Source organism: Methylobacterium sp. C25, assembly GCF_021352225.1.
In the GTDB taxonomy this organism is placed as follows: domain Bacteria; phylum Pseudomonadota; class Alphaproteobacteria; order Rhizobiales; family Beijerinckiaceae; genus Methylobacterium.
Genome location: NZ_JAAUVI010000005.1, coordinates 1 through 15,707, shown reverse-complemented (window position 1 = coordinate 15,707; position 15,707 = coordinate 1). Strand labels below are relative to the sequence as shown.

16 protein-coding genes and 1 pseudogene are annotated in these 15,707 nt (G+C 57.1%); 13 read left to right on the top strand and 4 right to left on the bottom strand.

Translation table 11 applies throughout. From position 1 onward, the window contains the following. Positions 1-1,381: 1,381 nt before the first annotated feature. On the top strand, positions 1,382-1,945 hold the full coding sequence (locus HCU64_RS14685; RefSeq protein ID WP_442785969.1) for a fasciclin domain-containing protein: 564 nt from the start codon (positions 1,382-1,384) through the stop codon (positions 1,943-1,945). A gap of 514 nt (positions 1,946-2,459) precedes the next feature. After that, entirely contained in the window at positions 2,460-2,702 is a 243-nt protein-coding gene (locus HCU64_RS25625; RefSeq protein ID WP_442785968.1) for a DUF6894 family protein, read from the top strand. Positions 2,703-3,391: 689 nt separating this feature from the next. Here HCU64_RS25625 and HCU64_RS14680 read toward each other — a convergent pair. After that, on the bottom strand, positions 3,392-3,622 hold the full coding sequence (locus HCU64_RS14680) for a DUF6894 family protein (protein ID WP_233384789.1): 231 nt from the start codon (positions 3,620-3,622) through the stop codon (positions 3,392-3,394). A 708-nt stretch (positions 3,623-4,330) separates the two neighbouring features. Here HCU64_RS14680 and HCU64_RS14675 point away from each other — a divergent pair. After that, positions 4,331-4,835 (top strand): annotated as a pseudogene (locus HCU64_RS14675) (YciE/YciF ferroxidase family protein). 64 nt (positions 4,836-4,899) lie between these two features. On the opposite strand, the gene HCU64_RS14670 reads toward HCU64_RS14675, so the two are convergent. Together HCU64_RS14670 and HCU64_RS14665 are read right to left on the bottom strand one after the other, a co-directional pair. Further along, positions 4,900-5,076: a hypothetical protein gene (locus tag HCU64_RS14670; RefSeq protein WP_233384788.1), complete on the bottom strand. Its 177-nt coding sequence runs from the start codon at positions 5,074-5,076 to the stop codon at positions 4,900-4,902. Positions 5,077-5,214: 138 nt separating this feature from the next. Then, a complete protein-coding gene (locus HCU64_RS14665) occupies positions 5,215-5,448 on the bottom strand; it encodes a DUF6894 family protein (protein WP_233384787.1) in 234 nt (77 codons plus the stop codon). A 100-nt stretch (positions 5,449-5,548) separates the two neighbouring features. On the opposite strand from HCU64_RS14665, the gene HCU64_RS14660 reads away from it, so the two are divergent. Continuing rightward, complete coding sequence (locus tag HCU64_RS14660; protein ID WP_233385061.1) at positions 5,549-6,310, top strand: Crp/Fnr family transcriptional regulator; 762 nt, start codon at positions 5,549-5,551, stop codon at positions 6,308-6,310. A gap of 461 nt (positions 6,311-6,771) precedes the next feature. After that, positions 6,772-7,137 carry a DUF6894 family protein gene (locus HCU64_RS25620; RefSeq protein WP_442785967.1) on the top strand — a complete coding sequence of 122 codons (366 nt, stop codon included), beginning with the start codon at positions 6,772-6,774 and terminating at the stop codon, positions 7,135-7,137. A 58-nt stretch (positions 7,138-7,195) separates the two neighbouring features. Here HCU64_RS25620 and HCU64_RS14655 read toward each other — a convergent pair whose 3' ends face one another. After that, positions 7,196-7,423, bottom strand: coding sequence for a DUF6894 family protein (locus tag HCU64_RS14655; RefSeq protein WP_233384786.1), 228 nt, complete (start codon positions 7,421-7,423; stop codon positions 7,196-7,198). 662 nt (positions 7,424-8,085) lie between these two features. On the opposite strand from HCU64_RS14655, the gene HCU64_RS14650 reads away from it, so the two are divergent. From HCU64_RS14650 to HCU64_RS14615, 8 genes are all read left to right on the top strand, one after another. Continuing rightward, a complete protein-coding gene (locus HCU64_RS14650; RefSeq protein WP_233384785.1) occupies positions 8,086-8,367 on the top strand; it encodes a hypothetical protein in 282 nt (93 codons plus the stop codon). A gap of 366 nt (positions 8,368-8,733) precedes the next feature. Continuing rightward, complete coding sequence (locus HCU64_RS14645; RefSeq protein WP_233384784.1) at positions 8,734-9,399, top strand: metallophosphoesterase family protein; 666 nt, start codon at positions 8,734-8,736, stop codon at positions 9,397-9,399. 472 nt (positions 9,400-9,871) lie between these two features. Next, positions 9,872-10,108 carry a hypothetical protein gene (locus HCU64_RS14640; protein ID WP_233384782.1) on the top strand — a complete coding sequence of 79 codons (237 nt, stop codon included), beginning with the start codon at positions 9,872-9,874 and terminating at the stop codon, positions 10,106-10,108. Positions 10,109-10,766: 658 nt separating this feature from the next. After that, positions 10,767-11,027 carry a hypothetical protein gene (locus HCU64_RS14635; RefSeq protein WP_233384780.1) on the top strand — a complete coding sequence of 87 codons (261 nt, stop codon included), beginning with the start codon at positions 10,767-10,769 and terminating at the stop codon, positions 11,025-11,027. A gap of 629 nt (positions 11,028-11,656) precedes the next feature. Then, entirely contained in the window at positions 11,657-12,256 is a 600-nt protein-coding gene (locus HCU64_RS14630) for a phasin family protein (RefSeq protein WP_233384778.1), read from the top strand. 230 nt (positions 12,257-12,486) lie between these two features. Continuing rightward, on the top strand, positions 12,487-14,070 hold the full coding sequence (groL, locus tag HCU64_RS14625; protein ID WP_233384777.1) for a chaperonin GroEL: 1,584 nt from the start codon (positions 12,487-12,489) through the stop codon (positions 14,068-14,070). 1,006 nt (positions 14,071-15,076) lie between these two features. Next, positions 15,077-15,340, top strand: a complete 264-nt coding sequence (locus HCU64_RS14620) for a DUF2934 domain-containing protein (RefSeq protein ID WP_325169978.1) — start codon at positions 15,077-15,079, stop codon at positions 15,338-15,340. A gap of 86 nt (positions 15,341-15,426) precedes the next feature. Continuing rightward, positions 15,427-15,707: CsbD family protein (locus HCU64_RS14615; protein ID WP_233384776.1), on the top strand; the 281-nt coding region annotated here is incomplete at its 3' end.

The following is a 15,707-nucleotide window of genomic DNA, read 5'->3' as shown; positions in this document are numbered from 1 at the left end:
GGCGACGCGGCCTCGTAGCGGCTTCGTGTTTCTGGATTTGATCTAACCCCAGCCGGCCGGGTGAAGCCGATCGCTTACGTTTTGGCGGCAGTCGTTTCCGGTCCCAACCAAGCTTGCGCGGCAGCGAAGGTCCGAAACTCGTGCTCTGATCGCGTGAAGGGCCGCGGGTGGTTTGAAATGGCTTGCCGTTCGGTGAGGCGTGCTCGCCAGATCACGGGCCGATGCCGTGTGCCAGCCGTGCGAGTGAGGTTTCCAACCGGCTCGCCCCGCAAATGGATTTCGTAGGCGCCTAGCGCAACACCGATCAGTCGATACGTCATCATCGGCTAACGTCTGGCGCCGCGAAACGATCAAGCCGCCAGATCGGTACGGCGCTTTCTTGTCGGCGGGTCACCCGCCCTCTTCCGGTAAGGCCGAGCGATCTTACCATTTATAAGATTCACCATGACCGCTTCCGCGGCGAGCACTCCCGCTCGCATGCCGCTCAACCGCGCCCTATTCTTCGACCGCATTTGCCGCATGCGGGGTGTTCGGGCCGACGCTCTCCTAAACCGAGGTGGATGGGCTGAAAGGCCTGCTGGAAGCCTAGGGTGAGCAGAGCTGGCCCGGCGATCTCGGGTGGGTCGCCCACGGATCGCCATCTTGAACCGGGATGCGTGCGATCTGTAGGAGCAATCGAAGACCCTTGCCACGAAGGCCGAGATCGAGACCTCATCGAAGCGACGAGATGACATCCAGCGGATCTCCGACGGTCGCCGAGATCGAATGATAGGGCAAATCGAAAAGTTTAGTGACGAAGTTGTACCGCGCGGCGAATACGTGCGCATCGGGCAAAGGAGGAGCAGGCAAACGTCGAATTGCAGATGCAGGTCGACGACCTGAAGAAGTCCTACAATGACTTGTTTAGCCCACGCGATGCTCTGCAGAGCATGCAGAAGCGGATCGATGCCTTGGAAGCTCAAAGGGCAGTGCGATAGCGGCCGAGCAGATCATGAAGATGCACTGTGTGACTGCGAGAGGTGATCTGGGCTGAAACCTTTTGACGCCGGCCGCCGTATTGGGCCGTTTGAGGCAAGCCCCACACAGCGGAGCCTCGGCTTCAAGGCCCGTCCCATTGGCTCACATGGGCGGGCTTTGTTGTTTCTAAACCATCGCCCGCACTAACTGTTCACCGGTCCTGGGCCGTCTCATTCCTGTGAGTCCCACCTTCAGAGCCCGCCCGGCTGAACTCCCCGGTGCGGGCTTTGTTGTGCTTGTAGCGAACCGGACAGCGAGCACCCTGGACGCACACGTGAAGGTCGGTTGCTCGAAACTTTTCTCTCAATGGGTCCGTAGGAGTGGTCAGTCAGTCTCAACCGAGACGGCCGATCAAGGAAACGCAATGTTTAAGGGACTTATAGCGCGCCGTGGCGCCTGCATGCTCGCGCTCGCCGTCACGCTCAGCGCGGCTGGGGCGGCCCAGGCCAAGAACCCGATGGTCGGCGGCGCGCCGATGTACGCCTCCAAGACAATCGTCGAGAACGCGGTCAACTCGAAGGATCACACCACGCTCGTCGCCGCCGTGAAGGCTGCTGGCCTCGTCGACACGCTGTCAGGTCCGGGCCCCTTCACGGTGTTCGCCCCGACCAACGCCGCGTTCAATAAGTTGCCGCCGGGGACGGTCGACACGCTGGTTCAGCCGCAGAACAAGGGCACGCTCACCGCAATCCTGACCTATCATGTGGTGCCCGGCACCTATACGGCGAAAGACTTGATGGCGGCGGTCAAGGAAGGCGGCGGACAAACCACGCTCAAGACCGCCCAGGGCGAGCCCCTCACCGTCACTACCAAGGGCAAGAAGGTCATGCTGACCGACGCTAAAGGCGGCACGGCCGTGGTGACGACCGCAAACGTGATGCAGTCAAACGGCGTGATCCACGTCATCAACGGTGTTCTACAGCCCTGAGGCTTCCTCGCTCTCAGTTATATGGACGGGTACGGCAGAACGATCCGAAACCTTACCTAAACCACATCGTTAGCTGAGCGTATCTTCCACTCCAGCTTGAAGTGGCCGGGCTTGGGAGACCTCCTGAATTCGGGAACGTTTCAGTTCAGCCCGAATCCCGGCTTCAGAGCCCGCCCGGCCAATTGGCGTTTCACGGGCGGGCTTTGTTGTGTCTGGCCCTTGTGTGCCGGCGCACGGCAGCCCGGATTGAGCGGCGCCACGTGTAGCTCTCCTCCCAGAACGAGAACTCAGCCCGCCCGGTTCGCCGAGCGGGCTTCTTAGTAATCTGGTTGAAAGAGCAGCATCGATCCGAAAATCGCAGTATTTTCAGCGAGCGATCACGTAGTCTGCAAACCGAGAACGACGGACGGCGTATTGTTATCTGCTGTACAATAATTTAAACTCGGAGAATCGCTGGCGGACGATCTTAAGGTGCCTGCGACTGAGAGAGACGAGCGCTCCCGCCTTCCTTGGAGTGTGCGCCTTGTCTCGGTATTTCTTTGATGTTCGGAATCGAACTCTCTCTCATGATGATGAGGTCGGGACCGAATGCGCTAATCTCGAAGCTATCAGACATCGTGCCCAGCAAGTGCTTGGGCAAACAATAGCGGCCGAGCCGTTTCACGCAGATGGACTGCATGTGGTGGTCAGCGTTCGCAACCAGTCAAGAGATCGCGTTTTCATGGCCACGGCCCTCGTCGTGGGAAATACTCTATAGCCGATTTATCTTCGTTCACAGGTGGTGTGATGCCCAAGTTACCTGCAATAGGCGGTTGGTTGACGCGCCGCTCACAGCGCCAGCGGGTCAGGCTTCTGATGCCATGGCCACAAAACAAGACCAAGCGCAGCGATAGGGTTTCTACCATACCCAAGATTACCATAGCCGACTTGACGAATGTGGTCTTCTTCGACGTTCCCAATCTTCGAATCCGAGTTGATCCGATTTAGTCGAGCGAGCTTGAGAAGTCCCGCGAAAGCCAGTGCAGGTTTTCTCATGCCGTGCGGCATGTCGGCGACACCGCGTTGCTGCAATCTGTGGCATGGTTTTGGAGTGGCGAAGCCTCTTCCGTATCGGCCTAGCTGCACCGATCCTCCCTTCAGCCCGCCCGGTTCGCCGCGGCGGGCTTTTTGTCGCGGCCAGTCAACCGCAATGAAGAGACTAAGAATTTAGGTGCCTCCACGCGATAGCTGACGGATTGCATCCAAGCGCAAGTTGTGTTCGCTTATCATCAGAATAAATTTAGGTTCGGTGGTGCGAGGGGCGGTTGATGTCTGAGCATCAAGCAGATCGCAGCTCTATCCTCGCACTAATCGAGCGGGCAAGAGAGCAGGCGGGTCAAAACATGGGTTTCCGCATAAATACCTTGTTCGATATGCTGATCATCGAACTTGCAAAGCGAGAAGCGGCTAATGCTCCTCAACCTGACAAACAAGCCGGATCTTCAGATGAATAGATCCGTAACTGTCACGTACGGTTAGAAGCAGTGTCGTTTCCTTCGCATCCTCGGCCTCGGCTTCCATCAGCCTAGCAACGACTTTCAAGGCTTCAGTTCGGAGAATTGGACCAGGCTCAAGCTCGCGTCCGATCTCGTCACGCACTTCGACGCCATCGTGGATATCGAAGAAAAATCGCGCCATTGGCCAGACCTTCCGCTCGGCCGCGCAGGCCCACCCTACTGCCTACGAATTGATCGTTCTCTCAAACCATTACTACCGGCTCACCTGCTCGTCAGTAAGTGAGAAAAATTCTCGGATACCGTGCATTTAGCGCGTGGTTTGCGAATGATATAATCGCCTTTTCTTTCAGGCCCGATCCCAGATGGCGGCGGAACAGGAAGCCTCTAATTGTCCGAGCTTCGATTTCGTTGGCACCGACGGCCCGGCCAGCACCCGCTGAGCCGGGCCTTTTTCTACGTGGGTGTCTCTCGGTCGTTCCAATCCACGATGCGATAAGGAAGGCGATCGAGCTTCCTCGCCAGTAGGGCGTGTAGATCGTCCGTAAGGTCTCGGACTTTCACAGTAACCCAATCCGTCCCGCCGACAACGAGGTACCGGCCTGGCATGCCCATCTGAGCCATCAGGCGATTCGCAGTCTCTTGGCGTTCGACGGCGTCGCTCGTCATTCGGTCTTGCTCCCACCGCTTGCTGGTAGGTCTGCAAGCGTTCGTTCGGGGCCGATGTTCCGCAGTCCGCCCAGTTCGCCGAGCGGGCTTTTTCGTGCTGCGACCGAAATGAGGAACAAGCGATCTCGCGTCCTGTTGTCGGGTCATGCGCGAATATTTCGTGACTTCATATCCGCGCAAGTACGCAAACACACATAAAATCTTCAGCTGTGAGGAGACGATAATAGGTCTTTTTACTAAAGACATCAAGACGTTGGACGATCTCTTCGTTCATACACTCCAGGATATCTACTATGCGGAGAACCAGATCACCAAAGCTTTGCCGAAAATGATCGACAAGGCGACCAATCCGCAGCTCAAGCAGGGCTTCGAGACGCATCTTCGCGAAACGGAAGGGCAGATCCAACGGCTCGAACAGGTCTTTCAGATGCATGGGCAATCGGTAAAAGCCGTCACCTGCCCCGCGATCAATGGGCATCATTGAAGAGGCGAACGAGCTAGCTGGCGACGTCGACGACAAAGAGGTCCTCGACGCGGCTTTGCTCGCGTCTGCTCAGGCGGTTGAACACTACGAGATCACCCGCTACGGCACCCTGATCGCCTGGGCAAAGCGGCTTGGCAGGGATGATTGTGCGAGCGTCCTACAGCAGAACCTCGACGAGGAAAAAGCGACCGACGAGAGGCTCAGCGCACTCGCTGGGAGCCAGATCAATCAGCAAGCGGCATAGCGAGTGGACCACCGTCGACCGACCTATGCCCGGCCAGCACCCACTGAGCCGGGCTTTCTCATAGCTAGTGATCGGTGCCCGGCCTGTTCTGACGGGGCGGCTCGCCATGTTGCTTTGTGAAGCTCGATCGCTCGGGGTCGCCCTTTGCTTTAGCGACGCGCCCGCGCATTACGGCGGCAACGACGACAACGATCACGAGGGTCGTAATCGCGAGCGCGATAATCAGAATTGAGTTGTCCATCTGGTTGCTCCTCGAACTGATTGTCGAGGAGCAAGCCATTTGGTTGCAGCCAAGTTCCTGATAACTATCCGAGATCTAAACGCACTCGGCTGTCTGTTTTCGCGGTCTTCGCATTTTCCGTCTTCGATACCCGAGCGTTCAATCTTCATTGATTGTGAGGGAGAGATTAGCCATAAAGACGAGTTCGCCTGCTTCGTCCCGTATCGAACTGGTTGCCGCATGAGGTGAGCCATCACTAAGACGCACCCTCAATATTTCCTCCATCGCGGCGAGGGCCTCCTTCTGCGCCGCCTCCAAATTGAGGAAATCTGCGCCATCTTCGTCCCGGGTCATCCTGTGATCTGCATCTACGTCGATGAAGAATCGCGGCATGCGCAGCTCCCTAGTTAGCCTTTCTGGGTAAGCGATCCATCTTAGGCAAAGTTTCGTGCGCTTGATCTGCGCTATCGCTGACGAAGACATGGAGAAGAGGATGGAGGACACTCGGCTGCAGCGTGGCGTCGGTATCAAGGAGTCAGAAGGCCTGCCCCACTCCGCTCCGCGAAACCGCCTCCTTAGTATCCTCGATCCTGATGACCTCGCTCTGCTCGTACCGGCCCTCGAGCAGGTGCCGCTTGCGTTGAACCAAGTCTTGATCGCGGCAAACGAGCCGATCGGACATGCGTATTTCATCGAAGACGGGCTCATTTCTCTGGTGGCCGCCACCGACCGAAGGGAGACCGGCCGGATCGAGGTCGGCATCGTTGGGTATGAGGGGTTTGTGGGCGTGCCGCTGGTGCTGGGCGCCGATCAATCCCCGCACATGGGGCTCGTCCAAGGCGAGGGACATGGGTTGCGTATTGCGGCAGCCGACCTGCAGATCGCCATGCACAGAAGTCCGAGTCTACGCGGCGTCCTAGGCCGGTTCGTGCAAAGCCTTATCGTCCAGGTTGGGCAGACTGTTTATGCGAATGCCGATTTGGACATCGAGGGCAGGCTGGCTCGCTGGATCCTAATGTCACAAGACCGCTTGCAGACGGACGATCTACCTCTCACGCATGTGTTTTTGTCGTTGATGCTAGGTGTCCGCCGGCCGAGCGTGACAATGGCCACGCAAACCTTGGAAGAGGCTGGCATGATTAAGGCCAGGCGAGGCCATATCGTGGTCAGGGACCGAGACAAACTTGGTGCTCTGGTCGGTGACACGTATGGTCTGGCTGAGGCGGAGTACGAGCGGCTGCTGAAGCGCGCCTGAATTTTAGGCTGATAGTACCCGGTGGCGAATACATGTGGAGCAGCTGAGCGGCAGCGCATATCGGCTGATCGCTCTAGGACGCTGGAAACAGACGCGCGCGCCGATGCCGAAGGAGTAACTCATGTCCGATATCCCACAGGGCGGCATACCGGGTGGGGACGAGTCCAAGCCGCTGAGCTATCGTGTGATGCTGCTAGATCCCGAAGGGAATGTTTAGACGTCGACACCAATCCCTGTGCCCAATGACGAGGCCGCCAAGGTTGTGGCCGAGCGCTTGGCAAGTGAGTTGGCCGCAGAGCTTTGGGACGGCCTGCGCTTCATTGAGCGTTTCGAGCCTTCTTCCCGAGCGATCCAGTCCCGGGCGTAGGAACAATGACTTCGACCTGGAGTAACTCTCTCACATAGGCGCGGTCAGCGATAACACTGCTCGTTTCGAGCTATGCCATCTCGCTGGTGTCGGAGTGCCTCGCTACTTCTTCGACGTTCACGATGACGGTCCTGCTGAGTGGGACGATATTGGACGCGAGTGTCGGACATCAGGCGAAATCACAACCCATGCCGTAAGTTTGATCGCCCAGGCGCGCGCTCAACAAAAGGCGGCCCAACGCCCGGCCACCACAACCACCGTGATGGTCCAGCGTGAGGAGGGGGAAATCGTGCTTACCGCGATTGCAACGATGAACGTCTCTGCGCCGCCAAGTCCGCTTATGCCGGGATCCGCGATGACTTGTCGAGCTTCGCACGAGCAAGAGCGGTGGCCGCACTTCCGACCTTGCCGCCATGACCCTATTTCGCGACTTAGGGTGGGCAGCGGAGTTATCGAGTAGATCCAGCGGCCAACGCGGTTGAAGCAAACTCGACCGCCATTCTGGCAATTTGGTTACGCTACATTGAGAGCCGAAGAAGTTTTGTATTCCTGTCGTCTCGAACGACAAGCGTCCAACCTTCGGATCCGCCTAATTTCAGCGTTTCTCTTAACTCCTCAAGCCCAAGCTTCGCCTGTTCTATTATTTCAGAAACATTTCCAGCTTCGACGCCACACTCATCGCGAACGATCTCGCCGTTCTTCTCTACGTCAAAGTAATATCGCGATGTCACGATGTTCTCCTGCATTTTACCTTCACGTTGCACGAAATTCGAATTCAATGAACGAAAATATCTACGCGGGATCGTTAAGTGCCTTCGAGAGTCAATCCAAGTTTCCACAGCTTACGTAGTCAATGTTCGCTTGATTTTCTGACAAATTGAGGCTTACAACCATAGGCCTCTGGGGGAGTAAGTCCGTGTTCCATTTAAGTGTCGGCAAAATTACGCCTCTTCCCGTGCCTGCGAATGCAGGGCAAAACGCGGTACGAGACCACATTCGTAAGGTTTTACAGAAACTTGCGGTCCATATTGCCGCGGAGCGAGTCGTCAGAACGTCTTAATCCTGGCGTCGCAATAGTTAATTTTTTTTGAAATGCGATCCGACGCAACCTCAGAGCCGGGGCTTGTTGAGCGTGGTACAGGCTGCTGGCAGACGCGCTCGCCTTTCTCGAGGCGAACGGATTCGAAGTGGTAATTACCAGACATCCGCCGCGGCATGAGATCGACGGGCAGCGGGTCAACAAGGGTGATATCATTGCGCTCGCGGTACAATTCACGCCGCCTGAGGTGGACAAACTGCAATGGGTCTCACCTGGCAACCGACCTGGGGCGAAGGCGGCCCCAACTTCATCCTAGTCCGCACTCGCGATCCATCCGTTGACCCAGAATCCGAGACCATCGGACGGATCATGCTCTTTCGGCCCATTGGGTCGAGCACCGACGCGTGGAAGTGGAGCCTGACATCGCAGGCCCGCCCGGTCGGCTTCAACAAGCAGGGCTTCCCGACGTCGGGCTCGGAAGACACGCAACGGGGAGCGCGTGACGCTCTGGTCGCGGCGTGGAGCCAGGAGGAGGCCTTCCGAGCGGAGGTGCGGGCCGATCCGAGGTTCGGTGAGATGTCGGTCTACATGCGCGGCTTCATCGAGAACGGCCAGCCGACACCGGCCAAATGGAGCCGCGACCCGACTTAACGAACCGGCCCTTTGGTACAATCCGAGGGATTGGGATTGTCACGGGGTATCATCAGTTAGGGCTTCAGCTTTCGGTCACGATCGCGGCAAGTGAGCAGAGCTTCAACGGCTGTTCGGACAAAACCCGCTATCGACTCTTTCGGCTCTAGCACGGCACGGGCGCGATCGAGCGTTCCTTTCGCGAACCGAGAGGTCGTTGTCTCTTTCGGATCTTTGATCTGCCTGCGTCCCATGCGGAACTTTCTGCCTGAGGCAAGTGCGGCCGCCAATTCCATCTTTGAAAGATGGTGGCATCAACCAACTTTCATATGATTTAGATGGCAGCATTTATCTTAATTAGAAGCCATCATTTATCGCGAGGCTGATTTGACTTTCACCTATGCCGTTCCCGATCTGCATGGCCGCTTCGACCTGTTCGAAAAGGCGATCAGCGCAATTGGCAAGCGCGGTGGCGGCAAGGTCGTGTTCACGGGCGACTACGTCGATCGAGGCCCGGAGAGCCGGCAGATCATTGAAGCGCTGATATTTGGCGCTCCCGAGGGTCAATCGTGGATCTGCCTCAAAGGCAACCACGAAGACATGATGGTAAAGTCCTGCTCGACCCCGCTCGATCCTGATTGGTGGCTGAGCAACGGGGGGGCCGCCACCGTGCGTTCATACGGCGCAGGGGTCTCACTGACCCATTTGCGCTGGGCTGACCGGCTTCCACTCTATCATGAGGACGAGCACAGGGTTTTCGTCCACGCTGGCCTCGACCCGAGCGTGAGCATGCCAGAGCAGCGCGAGCAGATCCTGTGCTGGTACCGTTGCCCGCGGGACTTCGACTACAGCCTCGGCGCCAAGCACGTGGTTCACGGCCATACGCCGTTCCGAGATGGTCCCATTCTGCTGCCTGGACGCTCAAATTTCGACACCTACGCGGTAGGCACTGGGCGTCTGGTGATCGGCGTGTTCGACGACGCGAAGGCCGGCGGCCCTGTCGAAGTCATCGAAGTGCTGGAGCTCCAACCCCTCAAATTGGAGGGACGGTGACCAGGCGATACGGAGTTGCGGTGAAAGAACTTTACCGAGGCATCCATAATGAGCTGCGGCGGCAAAAGTTTTGCCGTACACATGGAAGTATACCGACAGCTTTGGCGTCGCTATTTGCACGAGTGCATGCATCGCGGCGGATGACGCCGGCGGACCTGGCCGCATCTGAACGCGGGCTAAATCGCTGATAGGCGGCGGAAAGACGTTCGGAAGGTGTCCCGTCATGGGCGACGACAATCCGCCCGAAATGAGCCGAAGCCAATCGTCAGCCTAGCTGAAAAGCTCATCGGATGCCTCAGAGAAAGGCGGCTGTCGTCTAATTCGCGAGTTTGAACACGCCCGATGAGCTGCCTTTGGTTGAGCTCTGCAACCTTAATGACGATGATCCGTTAACATGCATAGACAATTTTGGCGCCATGGCCGATTTGTCAGTCCAAAAAACTGTGAAAATACTGAGCGGCGGAACCATCGCATGAATACCACCATCCGATTCGGTAAAAAAATATCTCTGCCACCAACGTCTATCATCAAACACCAGCTTCGTATGATGGCAGCAGCCGACTCGCTTGTCGTATCTTTGCTAGATGTGAATCTGAATTCTCACGATAAAACTATTGCACTAGCAAAATTGTTTGAAGATTACAAAATGCCCGTTGACAAATCTAATATAATAATGCATAAGTTGAGATTCGATCATCAAAATGTTTAGATTTTACTATTAACACTTAGATGTATTTATTGTTGACGCTATGACACCATACTTTATGAACAGGCCGCGCACTCGAACTTTCAAGGCATATGCTCGGCCCTGCACCGTCAACGCCGGGCGTTTCAGATGGGTCGTAGTTGCTGAGGATGGAGGGCATTCGGAGCACGCCATGTGCTCCTTCGCAACCTTGGAGATGGCTCAGATGGTTGGCGATGCGAGAGCGGTAGCACTGACACGCATGGGATACGCCCGATAGCCACGCGCCCAACGCAAGGGACGTCACATTCTGATGTCGGCTATATTTTCATGCGGAGTGCCAGCATTCGTTGGTGCTTCGATACACCTTGCTACTCTTTATGCCTGAAAAGCTATTTGCTTCTCTGGCGCGTTTCATTTTTTAATGTAATCGAAAAATACTTGGAATGCTGAATGATTACGGATCAAACTAGTCAGCAAGCTCGAGCTGCTACGAAGCTGGCGAAGGCGGCCGACCGCGCCGAATGTGCGACAAGGGCTTGGGCCGAAGTGCATGCAAAATCGACCGCTCGCGACGAAAACATCGTTCGCTTGAAAGCAGCCCGGCTTGCCCGAGATGCGCAACTGACGGACATCATTCCAGAAGTTACTCCGCTCCGAAAACGTAGGAGTTCGACTACTGGTGGAGCGAAGCAACGTGTCAGATCGAAGAGAGCTTTATCAAGCCGCTAGCGGCGAGACGTGGTACCTCGGCCGCGAACCAAGCAACGGCCGGGCATTCATTATCTACCAGCCGGGCGGCCCTTCGGGAGGCCAGCGAAGCCACGTCGAACTCGGCGCCTTCCTGAACAACGGGACTGAAAAGCCAGAGCAACAAGCCTTGCTCCGATTGATCGGTACGCTTGTCGATATCCCGCCCTACGCCCAACGCGAGAAGCTTTGATGCTTACTCTTAGATATTTCTGGGCGAAATCGCGGAAGCGGATGCTGTGTTCATCGGTGTAAAAGCCGTGCTCTACGGTGTTTGCCGGCGATGCGCTTGGCGCCTTGGGAGGGCTATTAAACCGTGGACGTCATTCTCACGCCGACTGGATCTGATGGGCGATCGTGGACGCTGAAAGACCCATTGGGCCGTAGCTTAGGCACTGTGAAACACGGGTCCAATTTCGAGATCTTGATCGAATCAACGGGCCGACTGAACGGGATCTCGCATCATTACAATACGCTCGACGCTCTGATGACGGCGATTGCGAATCATATGAAGGGGTCCTGCTCTCTCGACAGTCAGGATTGGGATTGACTGATTTGACAGGGTCCAACCAGAGGTTCATCTACTAGGAATAAAATGTCTGTGAACAAGTAATAGTCTTATTAGCTCAGCAATTTATGCGATTTTGAATTCGTATTTTTTTTGTTCCAAAATATTATTTGATATATTTTGATTTTAAGGCTTACCATTTTGGCTAATAACGCGCCCTGTTGCGCTGCAACAACGTTACCAGTTGTTCCATAACGAATTCAGATTGATCCGGATATCTTTCTGTTTTTGAGAAGCGCGTTGGAGATATCTGTATGTCGAACAATCAAAATAACGACCATGGACGGCAGAGTAATGCGGGCGCTCCTTCTGCAGGGGGTTCGAAGGCGGCTAGCGATACGGGTGCGAAGCGTGCCGCTGAGCAGGGGAAGCAGTTTGTCGAGGTAGCACGGGAAGGTGCTGATAAGCTCGCAGATCTGCGCGAGAAGGCGGCGGAAACGACCCAGCATCTCATGCAGAACAGCGTCGAAACAGCGTCTCAACAGGCCCGTCAGGCAGCTGAACGTTTTTCGAAAAAGCTCGGCTTCTCAGGACAGGACAGTGATCGGCTCGCTTTTCAATCCAAGCAGAACATCGAGGCGATTACTCGATGCGGGACCGTTTTAAATCAAGCCATTCAGGATGCTTCGCGCATTCTGTTCGAACTTGGTCAGAAGCAATTCCAGCGCAATATGGATGGCTTCAACAAGCTAACGCGCGCGACGTCTGTACAAGAAGTCATGACAATTCAGAGCACGCTGGTGCGAGAAGGCTTTGAAGGCATGATTCAAGATAGCAAGATGCTTACGGAGACGTCTTCTCGGGCTGTCGATGAAGCGAGCAAGACCTTTGCTAATGTTTCGCAAGCCCGCTGAATTCGTCCGCTGCTATTGAAGTAGAAGCGCGTCGTTGACTCAGGGAATGCGGGGGCGGTGAATTCTGCCGCCTCCACGAATTCCGCGGAATTTATCCGCATGCTTAGCTTGGAAGCTTAAATGTCCGATCCGTTTGCATTCGCAAAGCTGATCCTTGAATCACAGAAAGTCATCGAGACGCTCGCTCAGGTGTGCCTCAGGGTTAACCCACCACGATAGAGGCTCCTCCTATGCCCGCGAAAGATGTACGGTTTTCCGTCGATGCTCGCGAGAAGATGCTTCGCGGCGTCGAGCTCTTGGCCAACGCGGTCAAAGTCACGCTCGGGCCCAAAGGTCGCAATGTGGTGCTCGACAAGAACTATGGCGCTCCGCGCATCACCAAGGATGGCGTCACCGTCGCCAAGGAGATCGAGCTCGCCGACAAGTTCGAGAACATGGGCGCTCAACTGGTGCGCGAGGTGGCTTCGAAGTCGAGCGACTTGGCGGGCGACGGCACCACGACAGCGACTGTTCTGGCGGCTTCAATCGTGCGCGAGGGCGTGAAGTACGTCGCCGCCGGCATGAACCCGATGGATCTCAAGCGCGGCATCGATCTAGCTGTGGCGGCAGTCGTGAAGGATATCGGTGGGCGAGCGCGCAAGGTTGCCTCCTCAGAGGAAATTGCTCAGGTCGGCACGATCTCGGCCAATGGCGACAAGGAGATCGGCGACATGATCGCCCACGCCATGCAGAAGGTCGGCAACGAGGGTGTCATCACCGTCGAGGAAGCCAAGACCGCCGAGACCGAGCTCGACGTCGTCGAGGGCATGCAGTTCGACCGCGGCTACCTCTCCCCGTACTTCATCACGAACGCGGAGAAGATGGTCGCCGAGCTCGAGGACCCCTACATCCTCATCCACGAGAAGAAGCTCTCCTCGCTCCAGGCCATGCTGCCGGTGCTCGAGGCCGTGGTGCAGACCGGCAAGCCGCTCGTCATCATCGCCGAGGACATCGAGGGTGAGGCTCTCGCCACGCTCGTCGTCAACAAGCTGCGTGGTGGCCTCAAGGTCGCTGCCGTGAAGGCTCCGGGCTTCGGCGACCGCCGCAAGGCGATGTTGGAGGATATCGCGATCCTCACCAAGGGCCAGATGATCGCCGAAGACCTCGGCATCAAGCTCGAGAACGTGACCCTGCCGATGCTCGGCCGCGCCAAGCGCGTCCGCATCGAGAAGGAGAACACCACGATCATCGACGGTTCGGGCGAGAAGGCCGACATCGAGGCCCGCGTCGGCCAGATCAAGGCTCAGATCGAAGAGACCACCTCGGACTACGACCGTGAGAAGCTCCAGGAGCGTCTCGCCAAGCTCGCTGGCGGCGTCGCGGTGATCCGCGTCGGCGGTTCGACAGAGGTCGAGGTCAAGGAGAGAAAGGACCGCGTGGACGACGCGCTCAACACCACCCGCGCGGCCGTTGAAGAGGGCATAGTTCCGGGCGGCGGGGTTGCACTCCTGCGCGCCAAGACAGCAGCCCAGGGTTTGAGGAACGACAACCTGGACGTGATGGCTGGCATCAAGATCGTTCTGAAGGCACTCGAAGCCCCGACCCGTCAGATCGCGCAAAACTCTGGTGTCGAGGGCTCCATCGTTGTGGGCAAGATTCTGGCCGACAACTCAGCTACGTACGGCTTCAACGCCCAGACTGAGGAGTATGTTGACATGCTTCAAGCCGGGATCGTCGATCCTGCCAAAGTGGTGCGCGCGGCTTTGCAAGGCGCAGCCTCAGTGGCCGGTCTACTAGTGACCACTGAAGCTATTGTGGCCGAGGCTCCTCGTTAGGAAGTTGTGCCTATGACTAGTGGTGGCGGGAGGGACTTCTAGCCCGACCGGTGCTCTGGGACAGGAAACGAGGGGCCGCCGGAAGCGCGGCCCTTACCATCTTGAATGTTTAGTCTGAGCAAGCGGTCGCTTCGGCGCTGTTTGATGGGAGCTAGACCTTCGACCTGCAGATCAGCATCTTGTAGTTACGAATCGAGTGCTGGTGCGGGGGGCTGGATCGCTCCGACGATTACCTCGCGGGTATCGAGCTCGATGGACCACGACTGCCTTGAAGCGCGGGACTGTCCGATGAGATGCACGCCGCGTGGCCCGCGGATGTCCGCTTTAGAGCACCGATTTGGGTGTCTAGCTGATTGTGTTGGGTCGAAAGCACCATGGATGCTTTCGGGATCAGGTCAGAAAAAAGCAGACGTTGCCGAAGGGCTGGAACGGTTTGGGGAAAGACGGACGATGGCCGGCGCCGTGGCGGCAGCCTCACGCCCTATTTCGCAGCTTTATTTCTCTGGATGACCCGATCCGAGCGCGATGGTCTTCGGGCCTTGCCGTCCGCAATCCGACCTTCATTTCGGAGATCGCGCCCTTCCTGAGCCTTTTCCTTGCTCTCTGGGGATTTGCCGTGTTCGTGAAGCTCCTCCTTGACGAACCCGGTCGCTTCCTTGGCTTAGCCCTCGACGCTCATACTCGCTTTCCTCCGATGACGCGGGCCCTCGATTGGTCGCTGGCGCGCTACGCGGCCGTCACCCAAAGCTTTCATGGAATGTTTCGGGCCTTCTACGGGCTAGATGCCAGTCCTGGATAAACATTCGCTCGCCAGGCCCGCGCCTGTGACCTTTCATCATAGAGAGAGCCCATGAGCGTTCGTTTCCGTACGTAGCCATGCGACTAAGCCGATGGTTGGCAAATACGGCGTCTTCGCGCCCGCCTACGCCCGCAAGGAGATCTTCGAAATCTTGAGCAAGTTCTTCAAGAAGGAGCGCTGAAGTCCCCGTCCGACGGGACCCCAGCCTTGCTGGTTGAGCGCATCAGATCGAGGGAGGCCAGGGCAATAGCGACTACGCGGCAGGCGATTACTCGCGAGCGAATCCGGGAGCGCGCCTACGAGCTTTGGGAACGCAACCATCGGCCCGAGGGGCTCGACATGCAGTTCTGGCTTGTAGCCGAACGCGAGCTGCGCGCCGAACTGGAAAAGCGTGGCCAGTTGCCTGAAGGTGAACGGGCCAGCGACGACGCTGTAGCCGCCTCTGGCGACGCACCGCGCAACAAGCCGTGATGCATTGGGTTGAGCGTAAAGGGGCACGTCTCATGGACCGCGTCCAAGACTTACGCCGACCAGATCTGGCTATCGAGGAAAAACAGATGATCGACACGGACAGAGTGACGGGAGCCGTCAAGGAGTTAGGCGGAAAGGTCCAGAGCGAGGTCCGCGAATTGTCCGGCTCGACACGGGACGCGGTCGAAGGGCTCGTCAGCCAGAAGGCGGCCCGAGCCGAGCGTGACTACGGCCAAGCCAAGGACAGGCTTCGGAAGGGTGCGGACGATGTCGCTGACTACGCCGAGGAAGGCTATCGGACGGGTAAGCGCTACCTGAAGGAGGGCCATGAGCAATCCGTCAAATGGCCCCACACTTCGCTGCTCGT